Raw genomic sequence first — 19,513 nt, forward strand, 5'->3', positions numbered from 1 at the left:
ATCCGTTGTCCCCGAGCCGCCGCCCTCGGCTGCTCGCGCCGCCGCCCCAGTTGCCCGCCTGCCGCCACCCCGCGGCCGTACGGCTCAGGCCCGCAGCCGCGTCGTGCGCCCTGCGGAGTGCCCGTCGAGGGCCCCGCCGCGGCTGCCGGAGGGCGTCCGTTCCGTTCGGGCTCTTGACGTGTACGCGGCTGTGGCGGAAGGCTCCTGGGAGCGCTCCCAGTAGTCGTTGCCGGAGGTCCCGCCATGCGTATCCGCACGCACCTGCGCAGCCGTGTGCCCACCCGTGTCCGCCGAAGAGCGGCCGGCGCCCTGCTCGCTCTGCCGCTCGCCCTCGCCGCCGCCCTGCCGCCCGCCCCCGCGGCCGCGGGGAGCGGTGCGCACGACACCGCCCGCCTCCACACCCCGGCGCCCAACCCGGGCGCCGTGGAGCAGATCCGCGACCTGGCCCGGGAGGGGAGGTACCAGGACGCCGTCGGGATCCTCCGCATGGTGCGCACCCCCCAGGCCGTCTGGCTGACCGGAGAGTCGCCCGGCGAGGCGGCCGGCGCCGCCCGGGACGTCGTCCGCGCCGCGGCCCGCAAGGGCGCCCTGCCGGTGCTGGCGCTCTACAACGTCCCCGGCCGGGACTGCGCCAACTACTCCGGCGGCGGGGCCTCGAACACGGCCGAGTACCAGGCCTGGATCGACGCCGTCGCCCGCGGCATCGGCGGCCACCGGGCCCTGGTCGTCCTCGAACCCGACTCGCTCGCCCTGATGCCCTCCGACTGCGGCCAGGACGACGCCGAGGGCACCCTCACGGCGGCCCGCTTCAAGGAGATCCGGTACGCCGTCGACGTCCTCGGACGGCTGCCGCGCACCAAGGTGTACCTGGACGCGGGACACCCCGGCTGGCACAGCGTCCGCAGCATCGTCCCGCGCCTCGCGGAGGGCGGCGTCGACGGGGCGGCCGGCTTCTTCCTGAACGTCTCGAACTACCAGACCGACGCCGCCAACGTCCGCTACGGCACACTGATCTCCGCCTGCCTCGCCCACGCGGCGGGCGGCGGCGACCCCGCGCACTGCCCGGACCAGTGGACGCCGCAGGAGGAGGCCGACGCCTGGGTCGCGGCGAACGCGCCCGCCGACCCGCGCGCGATGAAGCACTTCGTGACCGACTCCAGCCGCAACGGCCGCGGGCCCTGGACGGCGCCCGCGGGGCGTACCCGGACGCCCAGGAGTGGTGCAACCCGCCGGACCGCGGCCTCGGCGCCCGGCCGACCACCCGCACCGGCGAGCCCCTGCACGACGCCCGCCTGTGGATCAAGATCCCGGGGGAGTCGGACGGCCTGTGCCTGCGCGGCACCCCCGGCCCCGAGGACCCCGCCCGCGGCACCGTCGACCCCCGGCGGGCGACTGGTTCCGCAGCAGGCCCTCGAACTCGTACGGTTCGCCGGCCCGCCCATCGTCTGAGCCGTCCGCAGGGGAGGGAGAGCGGGGCGGGGCCGCCGGGACGCCGGTGGCCCCGCCCCGCCGCCGGGCCGCCCCGAAGACCCGTACGATTCCGGCCCCGCTGCCGCTCCGGCGTCGGTGGGGCAGGGGCTGCGCCGCACGGCGGAGGCGCCAGGGAGGAGTGAGCCGGGCCGGCCGCGGCATGTTTGGAGCCGGTCCGGCGGGAACTCGCCAGATCCCGCCGACGGCCTTCCTGGACGGTGCGCACGACCGCGGCACCAGGGATGATGGTGCGTCCAGCACGACCGCACCAGCGTTCAGCACGTCCGGCAGTTCCGTCAGTTGTCCCTCTCAGGATGCGATCGGAAAGGCGGGTTCCTTTGCGCAGTGTCGGAGTGGAGGAGGAACTCCTCCTCGTGGACCCGCGGACGGGAGAGCCCCGCGCACTCTCCACAGCGGTACTGGCCGTAGCGGCCAGACGGAACGAGGGCAGGGCACACGCCTTCACGAAGGAGTTGCAGGGCCACCAGCTGGAGTTCGGGACACACCCCCAGACCGCCATGGCCGAACTGGCCGCCGACATCGAGCGCTGCCGCGCGGAGGCCGCCGCCTTCGCCGCGGAGGCGGGCGCGGCCGTCGTCGCGCTGGCGACCTCGCCGCTGCCCGTGCGGCCCGCGCTCACCGAGGACAAGCGCTACCAGTGGATCGAGGAGCACTTCGGCCTCACTGCGCGCGAACAGCTCACCTGCGGCTGCCACGTCCACGTGTCCGTCGCCTCGGACGAGGAGGGCGTCGGCGTCCTCGACCGCGTCCGGCCCTGGCTCCCGGTGCTGCTGGCGCTCAGCGTCAACTCGCCGTTCTGGCAGGGGGACGACAGCGGGTACGCCAGCTACCGCAGCCGCGTCTGGAACCGCTGGCCCTCGGCCGGACCGGTGGAGCTCTTCGGCTCCGCGGACGGCTACCACCAGCAGGTGCGCGACCTCCTGTCGACCGGGGTCCTCCAGGACGAAGGGATGATCTACTTCGACGCCCGGCTGTCGAGCCGCTACCCGACCGTGGAGATCCGCGCCGCGGACGTGTGCCTCGACGCCTCCACCACCGTGCTCGTGGCCACGCTCGTGCGCGCGCTCGTCGACACCGCCGCCCGCGAGTGGCGCGAGGGCCGGCCCCCTGCCCGGCACGGCATCGGACTGCTGCGGGCCGCGTCCTGGCGGGCCGGGCGGTCCGGCCTCGACGACGAGCTCATCCATCCGGCCACCATGCGCCCGGCCCCCGCGGAACGGGTCGTCCAGGCGCTCTTCCACCACGTGGAGGCCGCCCTCGACGACAACGGCGACCTCGCCCACGCCCGCAAGGCGCTGGACGACCTCATGAGCGGCGGTACCGGCGCCCACGTCCAGCGGCGGCTGCTGCGCCGGCACGGGGACCTGGGCGCGGTCGTCGCGGAGTGCGTGCGGCGCACGCAGGAAGGGGTGCGCTGACCCGGGACGTACGCAGCCGGGGCCGCGCCCCGGCACGTGCCCGCGCGCCGCGGCGACCGGCCGCGCGGGCACTCCCGCGCCGGGTCCTCCAGGCGGGCGGACGCCCCGTGCAGGGGGCAGTGGGATATGCCACAGCATGGCCGGACGGCTCCCCGGGCAGGCGTACGGCCGCGCGGACCGCGGCCCCGGCCGCCCCGCGCCCCAGCATTCCCGAATTTCCTCCAGGAGTCCCGCATGTCCCCGCAGACCCCTCACCGTTCCGGTTCGCCCATCTACGACCAGGTGGTCGAGGAGCTGGGCGACGTCCTGAACGAGGTCCGCGCCCTGGCCGAGCGCACCCGTGAGCAGGCCGACCGCGCCCTGAGCTGGGACCTCCCGGGCAGGCCGCGGGAACTCACCGAGACCTCCTGAGCGCCGGCCCCCGCCGGGCGGCCTCCGACGGGCGCCCGCGTCGCCCGGTTGCCGGGTGCCCGGGGTGCCGGGAGGTGTGACCTGGCTCAGGCTGGATACGCGAGCAGGGCGAACCGACGGCGGACCGAGCAGCACACGGGAGCCAGCCATGGGAACCGAAGAGACGATGGGCGACCAGGTCTACCAGCCCGACACCACCGACGACCGGGAGGTCAGGGAGGACCACGGCATCCTGGACGAGGAGGACACCCTCATGGACCGGGCCGCCGGCCCGTACGAGGAGGGCTACTCCCCGCCGGAGCGGCCGCTGGGCGTCGGGCACCACGGCACCACCGCGCGTGAGCAGCGGGAAGGGGAGTCGCTCGACCAGCGGCTCGCCGAGGAGGAACCCGACACCACCCAGCCGCCCACCGGACCGGAGGCGCTCCCGGACGGGATCGGCGACCTCCCGGGCGGCATGGGCGAGCCGTACGACGACCAGGTCGGCCGGCGGCGCTCCGGACGGCTGGTCGCCCCCGACGAGGGCGTCCGCGAGGACACCGAGAAGGACGTGGTCGGCCGGGACGTCGGCGTCAACGGCGGCGCCGCCTCCGCGGAGGAGGCCGCCATGCACGAGGTGCCCGCGGACGGCGAGGACGAGGCGCTCTGAGCCGCCGGGCGCCGACGCCCCGCCCGCGGCCGAGCCCCCGCCGCGCCCCGCCCCGACCCCCAGGAAGGCCCCGCACCGTGCAGCCGAGCACCCCGCACCCGCAGGAACCCGCGGTGGCCGACCCGGACCCGTACCGGTCCGCCGTCGCCCTCACCGTCAACGGCAGCGCCCGCGCCCTCACCGTCGACCACCGCACCACCCTCCTCGACCTGCTGCGCGAGCAGCTCGGGCTGACCGGCGCCAAGAAGGGCTGCGACCACGGCCAGTGCGGGGCCTGCACCGTCCTCGTCGACGGGCGCCGCGCCAACAGCTGCCTCCTCCTGGCCGTCGCCCAGGACGGGCGGCACGTCACCACCGTGGAGGGGCTCGCCGCACCCGACGGCGCGCTGCACCCGCTCCAGCGGGCGTTCCTCGACCGCGACGCCTTCCAGTGCGGCTACTGCACGCCCGGGCAGCTCTGCTCCGCCGCCGGCGTGCTCTCCGAGGCCGCCGCGGGCCACCCCTCGCACGCCACCCCCGCCGACGCGCCGCCCGCGCAGGGCGCCGTCACCCTGACGCCCGACGAGATCCGGGAGCGGATGAGCGGCAACCTGTGCCGCTGCGGCGTCTACCCCCACATCGTGCAAGCCGTCGAGGACGTGGCGCGGTGAAGCCCTTCGCGTACGTCCGCGCCCGCAGCGTCGAGGAGGCCACCGCCGCCCACGGCGGCCGGACCGGCGCCCGCTACCTCGCGGGCGGCACCAACCTCGTCGACCTGATGAAGCTCGGCGTCGAGCAGCCCGACCTCCTCGTCGACGTCGGCCGGCTGCCGCTGGACGACGTGCAGGAGACCGGCGACGGCGGGCTGCGGATCGGCGCCGCCGTGCGGGGCAGCGACCTCGCCGCCCACCCCCTGGTCCGCGCCCGCTACCCCGCCGTGTCACGGGCCCTGCTCGCCGGCGCCTCCGGCCAGCTGCGCAACACCGCCACCCTCGGCGGGAACCTCCTGCAGCGCACCCGCTGCCCGTACTTCCAGGACCTGTCCAAGCCCTGCAACAAGCGCTCACCCGGAAGCGGCTGCGGCGCACGGGACGGCGTCCACCGCGACCACGCCGTGCTCGGGCACTCCGCGCACTGCATCGCCACCCACCCCTCCGACGTCGCCGTGGCGCTCGCCGCCTGCGACGCCGACGTGGAACTGCGCGGCCCCGGCGGGACGGCCCGCAGCGTGCCCGCGGCGGACTTCCACCGGCTGCCCGGTGACCACCCGGAGCGCGACACCGTCATCGAGCCCGGCGAACTCGTCACCGGCGTGCTGCTGCCCGGGGCCGTCGCCGGGCGGGCGTCGGCGTTCCGCAAGGTCCGCGACCGCGCCTCGTACGCCTTCGCCCTCGTCTCCGCCGCCGCCGTCCTCGACCTCGACGAGCACGGGGCCGTGCGGCACGTGGCCCTCGCCTTCGGGGGCTCGCCCACCGGCCGTGGCGGGCCCGCCGCGCCGAGGCCGCCCTGCTCGGCGCCGCCCCGACCGCCGACGCCGTCGACCGGGCCCTCGCCGACGAACTGGCCGCCGCCGAGCCGCTCCGCGACAACGCCTGCAAACCCGCCCTCGCGCGGCGCCTCGGCGCGGCCGTCCTCGCCGACCTCGCCGGCACCCGCCGCCCCCGCCCCTGAGAGGACCGCCATGGCCGACCAGCCGCCGCGCCGCACCGTCCTCGGCGCGCCCGCCGAGCGCCTGGAAGGCCGGGCCAAGGTCACCGGCGCCGCCCGCTACGCCGCCGAGCACACCCCGCCTGGCTGCGCCTACGCCTGGCCCGTGGCCGCCGGGGTCACCTGCGGCAGGCTCACCTCCGTCGACACCGCCGACGCGCTGGCCCTGCCGGGGGTCCTCACCGTCCTCACCCCGTTCGACGCGCCCCGCTTCGCCGTCCCGCCCGACGACCCCGCCCTCGACGTCCTCCAGTACGACACCGTCCCGCACCGCGGCTGGTACGTCGCCCTCGCGGTCGCCGACACCCTGGAGGACGCGCGCGCCGCCGCTGCCGCCGTCCGCGTCACCTGCGCCGACCACGGCGACGAACCGGAGCCGCACGACGTCGTCCTCGCCGAGGACCACCCCGAGACGTACACACCGGACGAGGTCAACGGCGGCCACCCCGCCCACCGCCGGCGCGGCGACGCGGCCGCCGCCTTCGCCGCCGCGCCGGTGCGCGTCGACACCCGCCACCGGCTGCCGCCCCTGCACAACCACCCCATGGAGCCGCACGCGGCCACCGCCCACTTCGCCGGCGGCCGACTCACCGTCTACGACTCCTGCCAGGGCACCGGCACCGTGCGGGCGGTGCTCGCCGCGCTGTTCGGGCTGCCCGAGGACCGGGTCACCGTCGTCGCCGAGCACGTCGGCGGCGGCTTCGGCAGCAAGGGAACCACCCGCCCCCACGCCGTCCTCGCCGCCATGGCCGCCATCCGCACCGGCCGCCCCGTCAAACTCGCCCTGCCCCGGCGGCACCTGCCGACCGTGACCGGCCACCGCGCGCCCACCCTGCACCGGCTGCGCCTCGGCGCGGAACGCGACGGCACCCTCGTCTCACTCAGCCACGAGGTCCTCACCCACACCTCCCGCATCAGCGAGTTCGTCGAACAGGCCGCCGTCCCCTCCCGCGTCATGTACGGCTCGCCGCACAGCCTCACCACCCACCGCGTCGTCCCCCTCGACGTGCCCACCCCCTCCTGGATGCGCGCCCCCGGCGAGACCCCCGGCATGTACGCCCTGGAATCCGCCGTGGACGAGCTCGCGGACGCCCTCGGCATGGACCCCGTCGAGCTGCGCGTGCGCAACGAGCCCGCCGTCGAGCCGGACAGCGGCCGCCCCTTCAGCAGCCGCCACCTCGTCGACTGCCTGCGCGAGGGCGCCCGCCGCTTCGGCTGGCACCACCGCGACCCGCGCCCCGCCGCCCGCCGCGAGGGCGACCTGCTCATCGGCACCGGCGTCGCCGCCGCCACCTACCCCGCGTACGTCTCCCCGTCGGCCGCGTCCGTCACCGCCCACCCCGACGGCACCCGCACCGTCCGGACCAACGCCACCGACATCGGCACCGGCGCCCGCACCGTCCTCGCGCAGATCGCCGCCGAGGTGCTGGGCGTGCCGCTGGACGCCGTGCGCATCGAGATCGGCAGCACCCGGCTGCCCCGCGCCCCGCTCGCCGGCGGCTCCTCCGGCACCGCCTCCTGGGGCTGGGCCGTCCACAAGGCCGCCACCGGACTCGCCGCGCTCCTCGCCGCCCACGACGGCCCGCTCCCCGACGAGGGCCTCACCGCCACCGCCGACACCGGCGCCGAGGCCCGCCGCACGCCCCCGTACGCACGGCACGCCTTCGGCGCCCAGTTCGCCGAGGTGCAGGTCGACACCGTCACCGGCGAGGTCCGCGCCCGCCGCATGCTCGGCGTGTTCGCCGCCGGGCGGATCCTGAACCCGCGCACCGCGCGCTCCCAGTTGACCGGCGGCATGGTCATGGGCCTCGGGATGGCCCTGACGGAGCACAGCACCATGGACGCCGCCCACGGCGACTTCGCCGAGAGCGACCTGGCCTCCTACCACGTGCCCACCCACGCGGACGTGCCCGCCGACCTCCAGGCCCACTGGATCGACGAGGACGACGGACTCCTCAACCCCATGGGCAGCAAGGGCATCGGCGAGCTCGGCATCGTCGGCGCGGCCGCCGCGCTCGGCAACGCCGTCCGGCACGCCACCGGCATCCGCTTCCACGAACTGCCCCTCACGCCCGACCGGGTGCTGCCCGCCCTGGAGGCCGCGGCCCGCGCCCCCGGCGCAGGGCTCGGCGGCTGAGCCCGCGCAGCGGGGCGGGCCCGCCCGCACGGCCGGGACCGGGGTCCGGCGCCGCGGGCGGCTCCAGGCGGGCCCCGCCCGCACGGACGGGAGCGGGGTCCGGCGCCGCGGGCCGACCGGCGGGGCGTCCCCGCGGCCCACGTGCACAATAGGGGCGAGATCGAACAGAACTACGCACACGCCGGAGTGAGCACGCCCGTGGCCCCGACCGCCTTCCTGCCCGTCCTCGAACAGATCGCGGCCGACATCGCCGCCACCCCGGGCCGGGGCCGCCCCGCCGACTACATCCCGGCACTCGCCGCCGTCGACCCCCGCCGTTTCGGCATGGCCGTCGCCGAACTCGACGGCACCGTCTACGGCGTCGGCGACTGGCGGACCCCGTTCTCCACGCAGTCCATCACCAAGGCGTTCACCCTCGCCCTCGCCCTCTCCCTGGAGGGCGAGGCACTGTGGGAGCACGTCGGGCGCGAACCCTCCGGCAACCCCTTCAACTCCCTCGTGCAGCTGGAGTACGAGAACGGCATCCCCCGCAACCCCTTCATCAACGCCGGCGCCCTCGTCGTCACCGACCGCCTCCAGAGCCTCACCGGCGACGCCGCCGGCACCCTGCGCGCCTTCCTGCGCGCCGAAAGCGGCAACCCGGACCTGGACTTCGACCGGCAGGTCGCCTCCTCCGAAGCCGCCCACGGCGACCGCAACGCGGCCCTGGCCTACTTCATGGCCTCCTACCGCAACATCGCCAACCCGGTGCCGGACCTGCTGGACCAGTACTTCCGGCAGTGCTCGCTGGAGGCGTCCTGCGCCGACCTCGCCCTGGCCGCGTCCTTCCTGGCCCGGCACGGCATCCGCGCCGACGGCTCCTCGCTGCTCACCCGCAGCCAGGCCAAGCAGGTCAACGCCGTGATGCTGACCTGCGGCACCTACGACGCCGCGGGCGACTTCGCCTACCGCGTCGGGCTGCCCGGCAAGAGCGGCGTCGGCGGCGGCATCATCGCCGTCGTCCCCGGCCGCTGCACCCTGTGCGTGTGGAGCCCGGGCCTCGACGAGCGCGGCAACTCCGTCGCGGGCGTCGCCGCCCTCGACCGCTTCACCACCCTGACGGGGCTGTCGGTGTTCTGACCCCGGGACCCGCCGCCCCGGTGGGTCCCGCTGCCGCGGTGGGTCCCGCTGCCGCGGTGGGTCCCACTGCCGTGGCGGGTTTCGCTGCCGCGGTGGGTTTCGCTGCCGCGGTGGGTCCTGCTGCCGTGGCGGGTTTAGCTGTCGCGGTGGGTCCTGCTGCCGCCGGGCGCCTGCCGCTGCGGCCCTCTGCCGGCGCCCGGATGTCCTGCCGCCGTCAGGCCCGTTGCTCCTCCGGCTCCCTGCCGCCGGACGCCCTGCCCCGTCGCGCCGACCGCCCGTCCCACCGCCGCCGCGCCCGCCGTCCCGACCGCACCCGGCGCACCATCCACACCGCCCCCACCGCACCACCCCCGACGGCTCCCGCCGCCACACCCGCCGCGTGGGCCGCGCGTGTCCCCGTGCGGACGGCGCGCCGAGCGGCGACGCTGGACACCTGCGGCGAGCGCGAACAGGAGGCCCCATGAGCACACCGGAGAACCCGACCGGCCCCCTGTGCCTGGTGACAGGTGCCAGCGGCTACATCGGCGGGCGGCTGGTGCCGGAGCTGCTGGAGGCCGGCTACCGCGTCCGCTGCCTGGCCCGCTCCCCGGAGAAGCTCCGCGACCACCCGTGGGCGGGCCGCGTCGAGGTGGTGCGCGGCGACGTCACCGACGAGCGGTCCCTCGGCGAGGCGCTGCGCGGCGCCGACATCGCGTACTACCTCGTCCACGCCCTCGGCACCGGCCGCCGCTTCGAGGACACCGACCGCCGGGCCGCCCGCCTCTTCGGGCAGGCCGCCCGCGAGGGCGGCGTCCGCCGCATCGTCTACCTCGGCGGCCTCACCCCCGCGGGCGTCCCCGAGGAGCGGCTCTCCCCGCACCTGCGGTCCCGGGCCGAGGTGGGCAGGATCCTCCTCGGCTCCGGCGTCCCCACCGCCGTGCTGCGCGCCGCCGTGATCCTCGGCTCCGGCTCGGCGTCGTTCGAGATGCTGCGGTACCTGACGGAGCGGCTGCCCGTCATGGTCGCGCCCCGCTGGGTCCGCACCCGCATCCAGCCGGTCGCCGTCCGGGACGTCCTGCGGTACCTCGTCGGCAGCGCCGAACTCCCGCCGGACGTCAACCGCACCTTCGACATCGGCGGCCCCGACGTCCTCACCTACCGCGGCCTGATGCAGCGGTACGCCGCCGTCGCCGGGCTGCCGCGGCGGCTGATCGTGCCCGTGCCCGTCCTGACCCTGCGGCTGTCCAGCCTGTGGATCGGCCTCGTCACCCCCGTGCCGGCCGGGATCGCCCGGCCCCTCGCCGACTCGCTGCGCCACGAGGTCGTCTGCCGGGAACACGACCTCGCCCGGTACGTCCCCGACCCGCCCGGCCACCCCCTCGGCTGCGACCAGGCCCTGGAACTCGCCCTGCGGCAGGTCCGCGAGGCGCGCGTCGCCACCCGCTGGTCGAACGCCGCCGTCCCCGGAGCCCCCAGCGACCCGCTGCCCACGGACCCCGACTGGGCCGGCGGCACCCTCTACACCGACGAGCGGGAGCGGACCGTCGACGCCACCCCGCAGCAGCTGTGGCGGGTCATCGAGGGCATCGGCGGCGACAACGGCTGGTACTCCTTCCCGCTCGCCTGGGCGGTGCGCGGCTGGCTGGACCGCCTCTTCGGCGGCGTGGGGCTGCGGCGCGGCCGCCGCGACGCCCACCGGCTGCGCGTCGGCGACTCCCTGGACTTCTGGCGCGTCGAGGAGATCGACCCCGGCCGGCTGCTGCGGCTGCGCGCCGAGATGCGCCTGCCCGGCCTGGCGTGGCTGGAGATGTACGCCGAGCAGGACGGCCGGGGGCGCACCCGCTACCGCCAGCGCGCCCTGTTCCACCCGCACGGGCTGCTCGGGCACGCGTACTGGTGGGGCGTCTCCCCCTTCCACGCGACCGTGTTCGGCGGCATGGCCCGCAACATCACCCGCGCCGCCACCGGGCACGCCCCCGGGGCCGCCCCCTGACGGGCACGGCCTTCGGCGCGCCCCGGCGCGCGGACCCGCCCGGCGGTCGGCCGGGCGGACCCGCCCAGTGCAGGCAGCCCGCGGGCCGCCCGGCACCTCAGCGGGCGCGGTTGCCCCGGCGCAGCTGCCACACGAAGTACGGCGTGCCGATCAGCGCCGCCAGCAGCCCCGACGGGATCTCCGCCGGGGCGATCGCGGTCCGGCCCACCGTGTCCGCTGCGATCATCAGCGCCGCCCCCAGCAGCCCCGCCGCCGGCAGCAGACGGTGCGCCCGCGACCCCACCAGCATGCGCGCCGCGTGCGGCGCCACCAGGCCGACGAACGCCACCGTGCCCACCACCGCCACCGCGGCCGCCGCCATCGCCACCGCCAGCAGCAGCACCGCCAGCCGGGCCCGCTCCAAGGGGAGGCCCAGCGTCCGGGGCGTGTCCTCGCCGAGCGCCAGCAGGTCGAGGCGGCGGAACGCCACCAGCAGCAGCGGCACCCCGACCGCCGCCGCCACCGCCAGCACCGCCAGATCCGTGGTGTCCCGCGCGTACGTCGACCCCGACAGCCACGTCAGCGCCTGCGCCACCTGGAAACGGGCCCCCGTCACCAGGTAGTTCGTCGCCGCCGTCGTCAGCGCGAACGTGCCGATGCCGACCAGGACGAGGCGCTCCGGCGCCACCGACCCGCGGCGCAGCGACAGCCCGTACGTCAGCGCGAACGCCGCCGTGCCGCCCAGCAGCGCCGCGAACGGCAGCGCCGCGTACGGCACCGACGGAAGCGCCACCAGCACCAGCGCCGCACCGAAGCCGGCACCGCCGCTCACCCCCATCACCGTCAGGTCCGCCAGCGGGTTGCGCGACACCGTCTGCACGATGCCGCCCGCCACCGCGAGCAGCGCCCCGGCGAGCGCCGCCACCAGCAGCCGCGGCAGCCGGTACTCCAGCACCACCCCGCGCAGCAGCTCGTCACCGCCGCCCACCAGGAACCGCGGCAGCTGCCCGGGCGGCACCCCGATGTCGCCGAGCGCCAGACCCGCCGCCAGCAGGGCGCACACCAGCGCCGCGCCGCCCGCCAGCAGCGGCGGGTACGGCAGCCGCCGCCCCCGCCGCCCCGGCATGACCGTGCCCGGGGCGGCCGGCTCCGAGGGCAGCCGCCGCGCCAGCCACAGGAACAGCGGCGCCCCGAAGAGCGCCGTCACCACGCCCGCGGGCACTTCGTTGCCGGTCGGCGACGTCACCCGGGCCAGCAGGTCCGCGGCCAGCAGCAGCGCCGCGCCCCACAGGGCCGCGCCCGGCAGCAGCGCGGCATGCCGCCGCACCCCCGCCAGCCGCACGAGGTGGGGCGCCGCCAGCCCGACGAAGCCGATCGGGCCGGTCACCGACACCGCGCACGCCGTCAGCAGCACCGACAGCACCACGGCCGTCAGCCGCACCCGGCCCACGTCGACCCCGAGGGCACGGGCCGTGTCGTCGCCGGTGGCGAGGATGTCCAGGGTGCGGGCCATCAGCAGCCCGCCCAGCAGCCCCGCCGCCAGCAGCGGCAGGACGGCCAGCGAGCGGGCGCTGTCGGCCACCGCGAGCGAGCCGTGCCCCCAGAAGAAGACCGCGCCGGTCTCCTCCTGGAAGAGCACCACCAGCACCGCCGTCACGCTCGTCAGCGCCAGCATCACCGACATCCCGGCCAGCACCAGGTGCGCGGGGCGGCCCCGTGCGCCGCCCGCCACCGTATACACGAGCGCCGCCGCGAGCAGCCCCCCGGCGAACGCCACCGCGCCGCGCGGCACGTCGCCCAGCGAGAAGCCGGTGACCGCGGTGACCGTCACCGCCAGGTACCCGCCCGCGGTCACACCGAGGGTGTCCGGCGACGCCATCGCGTTGCGCACCGACGACTGGAGCAGGCATCCGGCGACGGCCAGCGCCGCGCCCGCCACCAGCCCGGCCAGGGTGCGCGGCAGCCGACCGCCCAGCAGCACCGAGCGGGCGTCGGCGTCGTCCCCGCCCGCCAGCAGCCCGAGCAGGTCGGTGAGGCCGACGTCGCTGCGGCCGTGCCCGAGGTGGGCGCTCGCCACGAGCAGCAGGACGAGCACCCCGCCGAGCAGGACCAGGGCCGGGCCGCCCGGGAGGCGCCGCGGCCCCCCGGTGCGGCCCTTCACTCCGCCGCGGGCGGCGGATGTCCCGCCGTCCGCGGGACGGGTCGCGACGCCCGTCATGACGTGAGCGCGTCCGCGATCTCGTCGGCGACCAGCGCGGTGGAGAACGGCCCGCCGAAGAACCACGTCCCCGGGTCGAGGGCGTGCACCCGCCCGCCCTTCGCGAAGTCCAGGTTCCGCCACAGCGCGTTCTTCGGCAGGGCCGTCGCGAACACGTCGTCGTCCTTCGCCGCCACGTACAGCAGGCTCGACTTCTCGACCGGCTTCAGGCCCTCGATGTCGACCTTGCTCATGCCGTACGCGTCGGCCTTCCCGGCCCAGGCGTTGCGCAGCCCCAGCTGCGGCAGCAGCCCGCCCGGGATGGTGGAGTCGGTGAGCACCTCCACGACCGCGGCGCCGTCCGTGGTGTAGCCGCGGGCGACGGTCACCTCGGCGCCGTCGCGCTGCGCGTCGGCGAGCCGCTTCCGGGCCGCCGCGATCTTGCCGTCGAGCTCCTTGAGGGCGGCGCCGGCGGCCTCCTGCCGGCCGACGGCGGTGCCGATCTTCTCCAGCGTCGACCGCATCTCCTGGTACTCGCCCTCGGCCGAGTACGGATCGAACATCAGGGTCGGCGCGATGTCGTCGAGCTGGTCGTAGTTGGCCTCGGAGCGCACCTTGGAGGTGATGATCAGGTCGGGCTTCAGCGCCTTCACGGTCTCCAGGCTGGGCGCCTGCCGGGTGCCGACGTCCTTGACGGACGGCGCGAGGCGCGGGCCGCCGGTGACCCACTGGTCGTAGCCCTTGATGTCGGCGACCCCGGCCGGGGACACCCCGAGGGCGAGCAGGTCCTCGGCGTAGGTCCACTCCAGGGCGACGACCCGGGTGGCGGGCTCCTCCAGGGTGGTGGTGCCCTTCAGGTGGGTGACGGTGAGCGGGCCGGAGGCCGCCTCCTTCCCGCCGGGGGCCTTCCGGGGGGCGCCGCCCCCCGCCTCCTCGGCGGCGGACCCGCAGCCGGCGGCGGTGACGGCGAGCGCCGCGGCGGCGAACAGGGCGGTGAGGGCACGGGCGGCCCTGGGTGGGGTACGCATGGGCTGGGGCTCCTTCGTCCGGTGGTGCGTCGTACGGGGGCGGGTGGTGCTCACGGGGCCGCGGCGGCCGCCGACGGCTCTCGCCAGGTCGGCAGGCAGGTCGGCACCCCGGTGCGGGGGTCCCGGGTGACGGTGGTGTCGATCCGGAAGGCCGTGCGGACGGTGTCCTCCGTCAGCGCCTCCCCGGGCGGGCCGGTCGCCACGATCCGGCCGTCCGCCAGCACGACCATCGCGTCGGAGAACGCGGCGGCCTGGTTCAGGTCGTGCAGCACCACCGCCACGGTGATGCCGTGCTCGTCGGCCAGCCGCCGCACCAGCCGCAGCACCTCGATCTGGTAGCGGATGTCGAGGTACGTGGTGGGCTCGTCGAGCAGCAGCAGCCCGGTGCGCTGGGCCAGGGCCATCGCGATCCACGCCCGCTGCCGCTCGCCCCCGGACAGCCGGTCCAGGGTCCGCTCGGCCAGCGGCCGCAGGTTGGTGGCGTCCAGCGCCCACGCGACGGCCTCCCGGTCGCCGTCGCCGCTCCCGCGGGCCAGCAGCCCCTGGTGCGGGTGGCGCCCGTAGGCGACGAGCTCCTCCACGGTCACCCCGGCGGGCACGATCGGGGCCTGCGTCAGGAAGCTCAGCTTCCTGGCCAGTTCCCGCGGCCGGTACGAGCCGAGGGCCCGGCCGTCCAGCACGATCTGCCCGGCGTCGGGGGTGTGCAGCCGCGCCAGCGCCCGCAGCAGCGTCGACTTGCCGGAGCCGTTGGGGCCGACGAGCGCCGTCACCTCCCCGGGCGCGAGCGCCACGCTGATGCCGCGGGCGACGGGCGCACCGCCGTGCCCGAGGGTGAGGTCCGAGGCACTGATCCCGACGCTCATGACAGCGGGTTGGGGACGGTGCCGTTGGGCCGCAGCGCGTGGCGTAGGGCCCGGTCGACATAGCGGGTGACGACGAGCCGGTCGGTGTTGAACGGGTAGCGCGGGAACTCGGCGGCGAGCATGTCGTACTCCGCGAAGCGGTCCTTCCGGTCCGGGAACCGCTTCTGGTACGACACGACCGCCTGCCGCACCAGCCGCCAGAACCGCTTCTCGTCCACGCCCAACTGCGCGGCGGCGAGCGGCGCCAGGTAGCGGAAGTGGCCCAGCAGGAGCTGGTCCACGACATGCTGGCGGATCACCACCGGGTTCTTGCGGGGCAGCACGTGGTCGTGGCCGTCGGGCTCCGGGCCCCGCTCCGGCACGGGCGTGTGCGACACGGACACGTCGTCGACGAAGTCCTTCAGGAACAGCCGGCGCGGCACCTCCTGCTCGTCGTAGCCGATGAGGGTGTTCTGGCCGTGCGGGTTGAAGGTGATGCCGTACGTGTACATCACGTGCAGCACCGGGTGCATGACCGTCTCGAACAGCCGCGACAGCCACTCCTCGGCGCCCAGCCCTGACGCCCGGGCCAGCTCCGCCGCGAACGACGTGCCGCGCTCGTCGACGTGCAGCAGCGAGGCGAAGGTGCGCACCCGCTCGCCCTCGTCGCGCCGCGACGACACCGACTCCCGCCAGATGCAGCCCAGCGTCTCCAGGTGCTGGTAGGGCATGTCCGGCACCCGGTCCAGGTAGGGGTGGCGGACCGTCACCGACGCGACCTCGCCCAGGAACACCGTCCGCAGTTCGTCGCGCAGCAGCGGGTCCTTCTCCAGCAGCCCCTTCAGCCACTGCGTGGTGAGCGGCGCACCCTGCGTGCAGTGCGGCGGGATGCCGCGCCAGATCAGCGTGTTGACGATCTTCAGGGGCAGTTTGACGTCGTAGCGGCCGCGCTCCGACACGTTCGTCATCGTCCGCACGGACTGCTGCGGCAGGTAGCTGTCAGGGCTCTCGCCGAGCGGCACGATCCGCCGCTGGGCCACCTCCCCGGCGAACAGCACCTGCACCGCGTGGTCCCACTGCCACGGGTGCACGGGCATCCACACGTACGCGTCCGGGTCGCCGCCCGCGGCGGCGATCCGCTCCCGGAACGCGGCCGCGGTGCGGTCGTCCAGCTCGTGCCGGACGACGGCGTGCTCGCTGAGGCCCGGGGTGCCCCGGAACTCGGCGAGGCCGCGGTGCACGGCGACCCACTGCAGGGCCACGGTCCGCTCCGACTCCGGGGCGTAGGCCCGCACGTCGGTCGCGGAGAAGCCGATGCGGCCCTTGTTGGCGACCAGCGTGGGGTGGCCCGTCATGGCGCACTCCAGCTCGGCGTGGTCCAGCAGCCGCAGCTCGGCGGCCGTGCGCCCGCCGTGCTCGATCCGCGCCGCGTCGACCGCGAGGGTCGCGGACAGCTCCGTGAGGTACATGCCGAGGGTCGGCGCGTCGGTGCCTATCGTCCCGGCGCAGTCGACGAGGAACCGCTGCACGTCCCACGCCGGGGTCTCGATCTCGTTGCCGAGCAGCCCGGCCGCGCCCCGCGTCACGGAGTCCGCGTCCACCCGCCACGAGCCGAGGGCGCCCCGCGCGGCGGCGAAGACGTAGGACACCCCGCTGTCGAGGTCGACCCGGTAGCGCCCCGGCTGCTCCAGCTCCCGGGGCGTGATCAACTCCTCGAACGCGAACTCGGAGAGGGTCTTGGCGAGCAGCCTGCGGTTGGCCTCGCGCCAGGACTCGGGGGACACGTCGGCGAGGTCGGGGACGGGGTGGCCGTCAGTCATGCGGAGGACACCTTCCTGTGGGTGGGATGGGGTGGTGTTCCTGTGGAGGGATGGAGAGATGGAGGGACGGGGTGGAGGGATGGGGTGGAGGTGGAGGGGGCGGGGCCCTTCCCGGCCCGTATACCGCTCGGGTACGCGGCCCGTATGCCGCTCGGGCACGCCGCTCGGGCCCGCCGCGCGCCCACCGCGTGGTGCGCGCGGCGGCGCCGTCCCGGAGGAGCGCGCGGCGCCCCGGCGGCGCCCGTCACGCGGCGTCCTCCTCCGCGGCCTGCCCGGCGCGGACGACGGCCGCGAGCAGCCCGTCCACGTCGCCGGCCGTGGCCTGCGGGTTCAGCAGCGTCAACTTCAGGCGGACGGTGCCGGGCCCGCCGTCCCCGGCCGCGTCGGTACGGCCCACCAGCGCCGTGCCCGCGCGCAGCAGCCGGCGGCGCAGCGCCCCGTTCACGCGGTCGGACGCGGCCGGGTCCCGGGTGACGTACCGGAACACGACCGTGGACAGCGTCGCCCCGGCGGTGAGCGCCAGCCGCGGATGCGCCGTGACGGCCGCCTCCGCGTGCCGGGCCAGGTCGTGGCAGGCGTCCAGCATGGCCCCGACGCCGTCCGTGCCGAGGGCGAGGAACGTGGCGGCGACCTTCAGGGCGTCGGCGCGGCGGGTGGTCTGCAGCGACAGGCCCAGCAGCCCGTCGTAGCCCGCCTCCCCGTCGTCGTCCGGGTTGAGGTACGCCACCCGCCGGCCGGTGGTCGCGGTGAAGTCGGCGGCGTCCCGGGCCAGCAGGACGCTGGCGGACGCGGGCTGCCAGGCCGTCTTGTGCAGGTCGAGCGTGACGGTGTCGGCCTCCTCGATGCCGTCCAGCAGCGGCCGCAGCCGCCGCGAGAACAGGGCGCCGCAGCCGTACGCCGCGTCGACGTGCAGCCGCACGCCGTGCTCGCGTGCCACGGCCGCGACCTCCGGCAGCGGGTCGACGGAGCCGTAGTCGGTGGTGCCCGCGGTCGCGACGACGGCGACCGGCAGGTGCGTTCCGCGGTCCGCCGCGCGCAGCACGGCGTCCAGTGCCTCCGGCCGCATCCGGTGCCGGTCGTCGGTCGGCACGGTCCGCACCGCCTCCTCGCCGAGCCCGAGGACGGCGCAGGCGCGGGCCACGGAGAAGTGCGCCAGTTCCGAGCAGAACACCAGCGGCGCGCTGCCGAGCCCGGCCAGTCCCGCGGCGCGCACGTCGCGCAGCTTCGCGGCGGCGGCGTCGCGGGCTATGAGCAGGGCCTGCAGGTTGGACGCGCTGCCGCCGGAGGTGAACACCCCGCCGCCGTCCTGGCCGTAGCCGGCGAGCCGGGCGAGGCCGCGGACCAGCCGCCGCTCGATCTCCACGGCGTACGGGCCGGAGTCCCAGGTGTCGACGGACGCGTTGAAGACCCCGGCGAGCGCGTCGGCGGCCGCGGCGACGGCCAGCGACGGCGGCTGGAGGTGGGCGGCGGCCCTCGGGTCGGAGAGGTCCACGGTCGTCTCGGCGCAGGCACGGGCCAGCGCCAGCACGGCCTCCCGGCCGCCGCCGGTGCGCGGGACCGGCCCGTCGGGGAACTGCTCGTCCACCAGGCACGTCAGCTCCTCCGGGCTCAGCGGGGGCAGCGGGCCGCCGCGGCGGCGCAGCCCGGCGGCCGCCTCCCGGGCGAGTTCCCCGACCAGCCGGCCGACTTCGACGAGGCCGGCGGGGGCGGCGGCGAGCAGATCGGGTTCGAGCAGCGGTGACGGGGCGTTCGCGGACGTGCGGGTCGCCGCGTGGCGCGCGGCCCGACCGGACAGGGCACTACCGGGCATCGTCATGGCAGGTCATTCCTGTTGGCCCTCGGGGAGGGGCGGGCAGGGGCAGGGGTGGTTCGTGCGGGGCTCCGGGTGTCAGCCCCGGCCGGGCGGCGCCGCCGCGGCACCGGGGACCGCCGCGGCGCGCCGGCCGGGGAGCAGGGGAGCGGCGGCCGTGTCCGGCAGGGCGGGCGCGGCAGTCCCGGGCATCCGTGTGCCGGGATCGTCCGCGGCCGGCGCGGCACGTGCGGAGCCGGACGCGGCGCCGTCGGGACGTCCGGCGCCCGGTGCCGGGGCGGGCGGTGCCGGGGCGGCGGGGGCGGCGTGGGCGGCGGAGGGGCCGGTGCCCGGTCCGGTGGGGCGGCCGCCGCACCGGGCGGCATGGGAAGGACGGGCACGGGGTTGTGCGCCGCGGCCGACCGGTCGGCCGCCGGCCCCGGCGGCACGGAGCCGGCGGGCGGGGCCGGGTCAGGGGCAGCGGCGGGCCTCGCGGCGGGTCCTGCCGGCGGCGGGGCCCCGACGGGGGATACGGGCACCACGGGGCCGCCGGCGGGCTCCGCGGCCGGCGCGGGTCCGACGGGCGCCGGACCCGCGGCCGGACCCGGTGGTGCGGGGGCCGCCGCCGCGCCGGGCGGTGCCGTGCCGCCGGGTGCGGGCGCCGGGGCGTCCGCGCGGGTCAGCACCGCCAGGGCGGCCAGCAGCGCGGCCGAGGCCAGCAGCGGTGCCCACAGGGCCGCCGCGGCCGCCGCGGTGGCGACCAGCGGGGCCAGCACCAGGCCCGCCGTCTGCGCCATGGCGACGACGCTGTACGCCGCCCCCGACGCGCTCGCCGCGATCACCCGCTCGTCCACCGCCACCTGGCTCAGGGCGAGCCCCGCGCCGAAGCAGGCGCGCCCCCGCCAGCGTGCCCGGGGACACCGCGGCCGCCTGCACGGCCAGCCCGGCGGCGGCCAGCAGCAGCCCGTACGGGAG

13 protein-coding genes and 2 pseudogenes are annotated in these 19,513 nt (G+C 76.8%); 10 read left to right on the plus strand and 5 right to left on the minus strand.

Going from position 1 to position 19,513, the window contains the following annotated elements; all coding sequences use genetic code 11:
- Positions 1–486: 486 nt before the first annotated feature.
- From L6E17_RS30395 to L6E17_RS04230, 10 genes and pseudogenes are all read left to right on the plus strand, one after another.
- Positions 487–1,107, plus strand: a pseudogene (locus tag L6E17_RS30395) (glycoside hydrolase family 6 protein); the annotation flags it as partial.
- The gene (locus L6E17_RS30400; protein WP_308315833.1) at positions 1,071–1,613 is read left to right on the plus strand and encodes a glycoside hydrolase family 6 protein; all 543 of its coding nucleotides are present in this window, start codon (positions 1,071–1,073) and stop codon (positions 1,611–1,613) included. The pseudogene L6E17_RS30395 and the gene L6E17_RS30400, both read left to right, overlap by 37 nt.
- A 195-nt stretch (positions 1,614–1,808) precedes the next feature.
- Positions 1,809–2,909 (plus strand): glutamate--cysteine ligase, encoded by a 1,101-nt coding sequence (locus L6E17_RS04190; protein ID WP_236239372.1) that lies wholly within the window; start codon positions 1,809–1,811, stop codon positions 2,907–2,909.
- Positions 2,910–3,143: 234 nt separating this feature from the next.
- On the plus strand, positions 3,144–3,320 hold the full coding sequence (locus L6E17_RS04195) for a hypothetical protein (protein WP_236239373.1): 177 nt from the start codon (positions 3,144–3,146) through the stop codon (positions 3,318–3,320).
- A gap of 148 nt (positions 3,321–3,468) precedes the next feature.
- Positions 3,469–3,969 carry a DUF5709 domain-containing protein gene (locus L6E17_RS04200; protein WP_236239374.1) on the plus strand — a complete coding sequence of 167 codons (501 nt, stop codon included), beginning with the start codon at positions 3,469–3,471 and terminating at the stop codon, positions 3,967–3,969.
- A 77-nt stretch (positions 3,970–4,046) separates the two neighbouring features.
- Positions 4,047–4,619, plus strand: coding sequence for a 2Fe-2S iron-sulfur cluster-binding protein (locus L6E17_RS04205; RefSeq protein ID WP_236239375.1), 573 nt, complete (start codon positions 4,047–4,049; stop codon positions 4,617–4,619).
- A pseudogene (locus L6E17_RS04210) lies at positions 4,616–5,619 on the plus strand (xanthine dehydrogenase family protein subunit M). Before L6E17_RS04205 ends, L6E17_RS04210 begins: the two are co-directional and overlap by 4 nt.
- Before the next feature lie 10 nt (positions 5,620–5,629).
- Positions 5,630–7,792, plus strand: a complete 2,163-nt coding sequence (locus tag L6E17_RS04215) for a xanthine dehydrogenase family protein molybdopterin-binding subunit (protein ID WP_236239376.1) — start codon at positions 5,630–5,632, stop codon at positions 7,790–7,792.
- 186 nt (positions 7,793–7,978) lie between these two features.
- On the plus strand, positions 7,979–8,911 hold the full coding sequence (locus tag L6E17_RS04220; RefSeq protein ID WP_236239377.1) for a glutaminase: 933 nt from the start codon (positions 7,979–7,981) through the stop codon (positions 8,909–8,911).
- Positions 8,912–9,371: 460 nt separating this feature from the next.
- A complete protein-coding gene (locus tag L6E17_RS04230; protein ID WP_236239378.1) occupies positions 9,372–10,883 on the plus strand; it encodes an SDR family oxidoreductase in 1,512 nt (503 codons plus the stop codon).
- Positions 10,884–10,980: 97 nt separating this feature from the next.
- Here the strand turns inward: L6E17_RS04230 and L6E17_RS04235 are convergent, their stop codons facing one another.
- From L6E17_RS04235 to L6E17_RS04255, 5 genes are all read right to left on the minus strand, one after another.
- Complete coding sequence (locus L6E17_RS04235; RefSeq protein WP_236239379.1) at positions 10,981–13,080, minus strand: iron ABC transporter permease; 2,100 nt, start codon at positions 13,078–13,080, stop codon at positions 10,981–10,983.
- Positions 13,077–14,087: an ABC transporter substrate-binding protein gene (locus L6E17_RS04240; protein ID WP_236239380.1), complete on the minus strand. Its 1,011-nt coding sequence runs from the start codon at positions 14,085–14,087 to the stop codon at positions 13,077–13,079. The genes L6E17_RS04235 and L6E17_RS04240 overlap by 4 nt, the downstream gene beginning before the upstream one ends.
- A gap of 50 nt (positions 14,088–14,137) precedes the next feature.
- Positions 14,138–14,950 (minus strand): ABC transporter ATP-binding protein, encoded by an 813-nt coding sequence (locus tag L6E17_RS04245; protein WP_236239381.1) that lies wholly within the window; start codon positions 14,948–14,950, stop codon positions 14,138–14,140.
- Positions 14,947–16,749: an IucA/IucC family siderophore biosynthesis protein gene (locus L6E17_RS04250; protein ID WP_236239382.1), complete on the minus strand. Its 1,803-nt coding sequence runs from the start codon at positions 16,747–16,749 to the stop codon at positions 14,947–14,949. Before L6E17_RS04250 ends, L6E17_RS04245 begins: the two co-directional genes overlap by 4 nt.
- Before the next feature lie 244 nt (positions 16,750–16,993).
- Complete coding sequence (locus L6E17_RS04255; RefSeq protein ID WP_236239383.1) at positions 16,994–18,565, minus strand: pyridoxal-dependent decarboxylase; 1,572 nt, start codon at positions 18,563–18,565, stop codon at positions 16,994–16,996.
- Between the last annotated feature and the right edge of the window lie 948 nt (positions 18,566–19,513).

Source organism: Streptomyces sp. CC228A (assembly GCF_021390935.1).
Lineage (GTDB): Bacteria > Actinomycetota > Actinomycetes > Streptomycetales > Streptomycetaceae > Streptomyces.

What these genes read in the sequence shown, in the direction of transcription:
- L6E17_RS04195 (WP_236239373.1), top strand. Translation starts at nt 3,144, where the DNA reads ATGTCCCCGCAGACCCCTCACCGTTCCGGTTCGCCCATCTACGACCAG.
- L6E17_RS04200 (WP_236239374.1), top strand. Translation starts at nt 3,469, where the DNA reads ATGGGAACCGAAGAGACGATGGGCGACCAGGTCTACCAGCCCGACACC.
- L6E17_RS04215 (WP_236239376.1), top strand. Translation starts at nt 5,630, where the DNA reads ATGGCCGACCAGCCGCCGCGCCGCACCGTCCTCGGCGCGCCCGCCGAG.
- L6E17_RS04230 (WP_236239378.1), top strand. Translation starts at nt 9,372, where the DNA reads ATGAGCACACCGGAGAACCCGACCGGCCCCCTGTGCCTGGTGACAGGT.
- L6E17_RS04235 (WP_236239379.1), bottom strand. Translation starts at nt 13,080, where the DNA reads ATGACGGGCGTCGCGACCCGTCCCGCGGACGGCGGGACATCCGCCGCC.
- L6E17_RS04240 (WP_236239380.1), bottom strand. Translation starts at nt 14,087, where the DNA reads ATGCGTACCCCACCCAGGGCCGCCCGTGCCCTCACCGCCCTGTTCGCC.
- L6E17_RS04245 (WP_236239381.1), bottom strand. Translation starts at nt 14,950, where the DNA reads ATGAGCGTCGGGATCAGTGCCTCGGACCTCACCCTCGGGCACGGCGGT.
- L6E17_RS04250 (WP_236239382.1), bottom strand. Translation starts at nt 16,749, where the DNA reads ATGACTGACGGCCACCCCGTCCCCGACCTCGCCGACGTGTCCCCCGAG.
- L6E17_RS04255 (WP_236239383.1), bottom strand. Translation starts at nt 18,565, where the DNA reads ATGACGATGCCCGGTAGTGCCCTGTCCGGTCGGGCCGCGCGCCACGCG.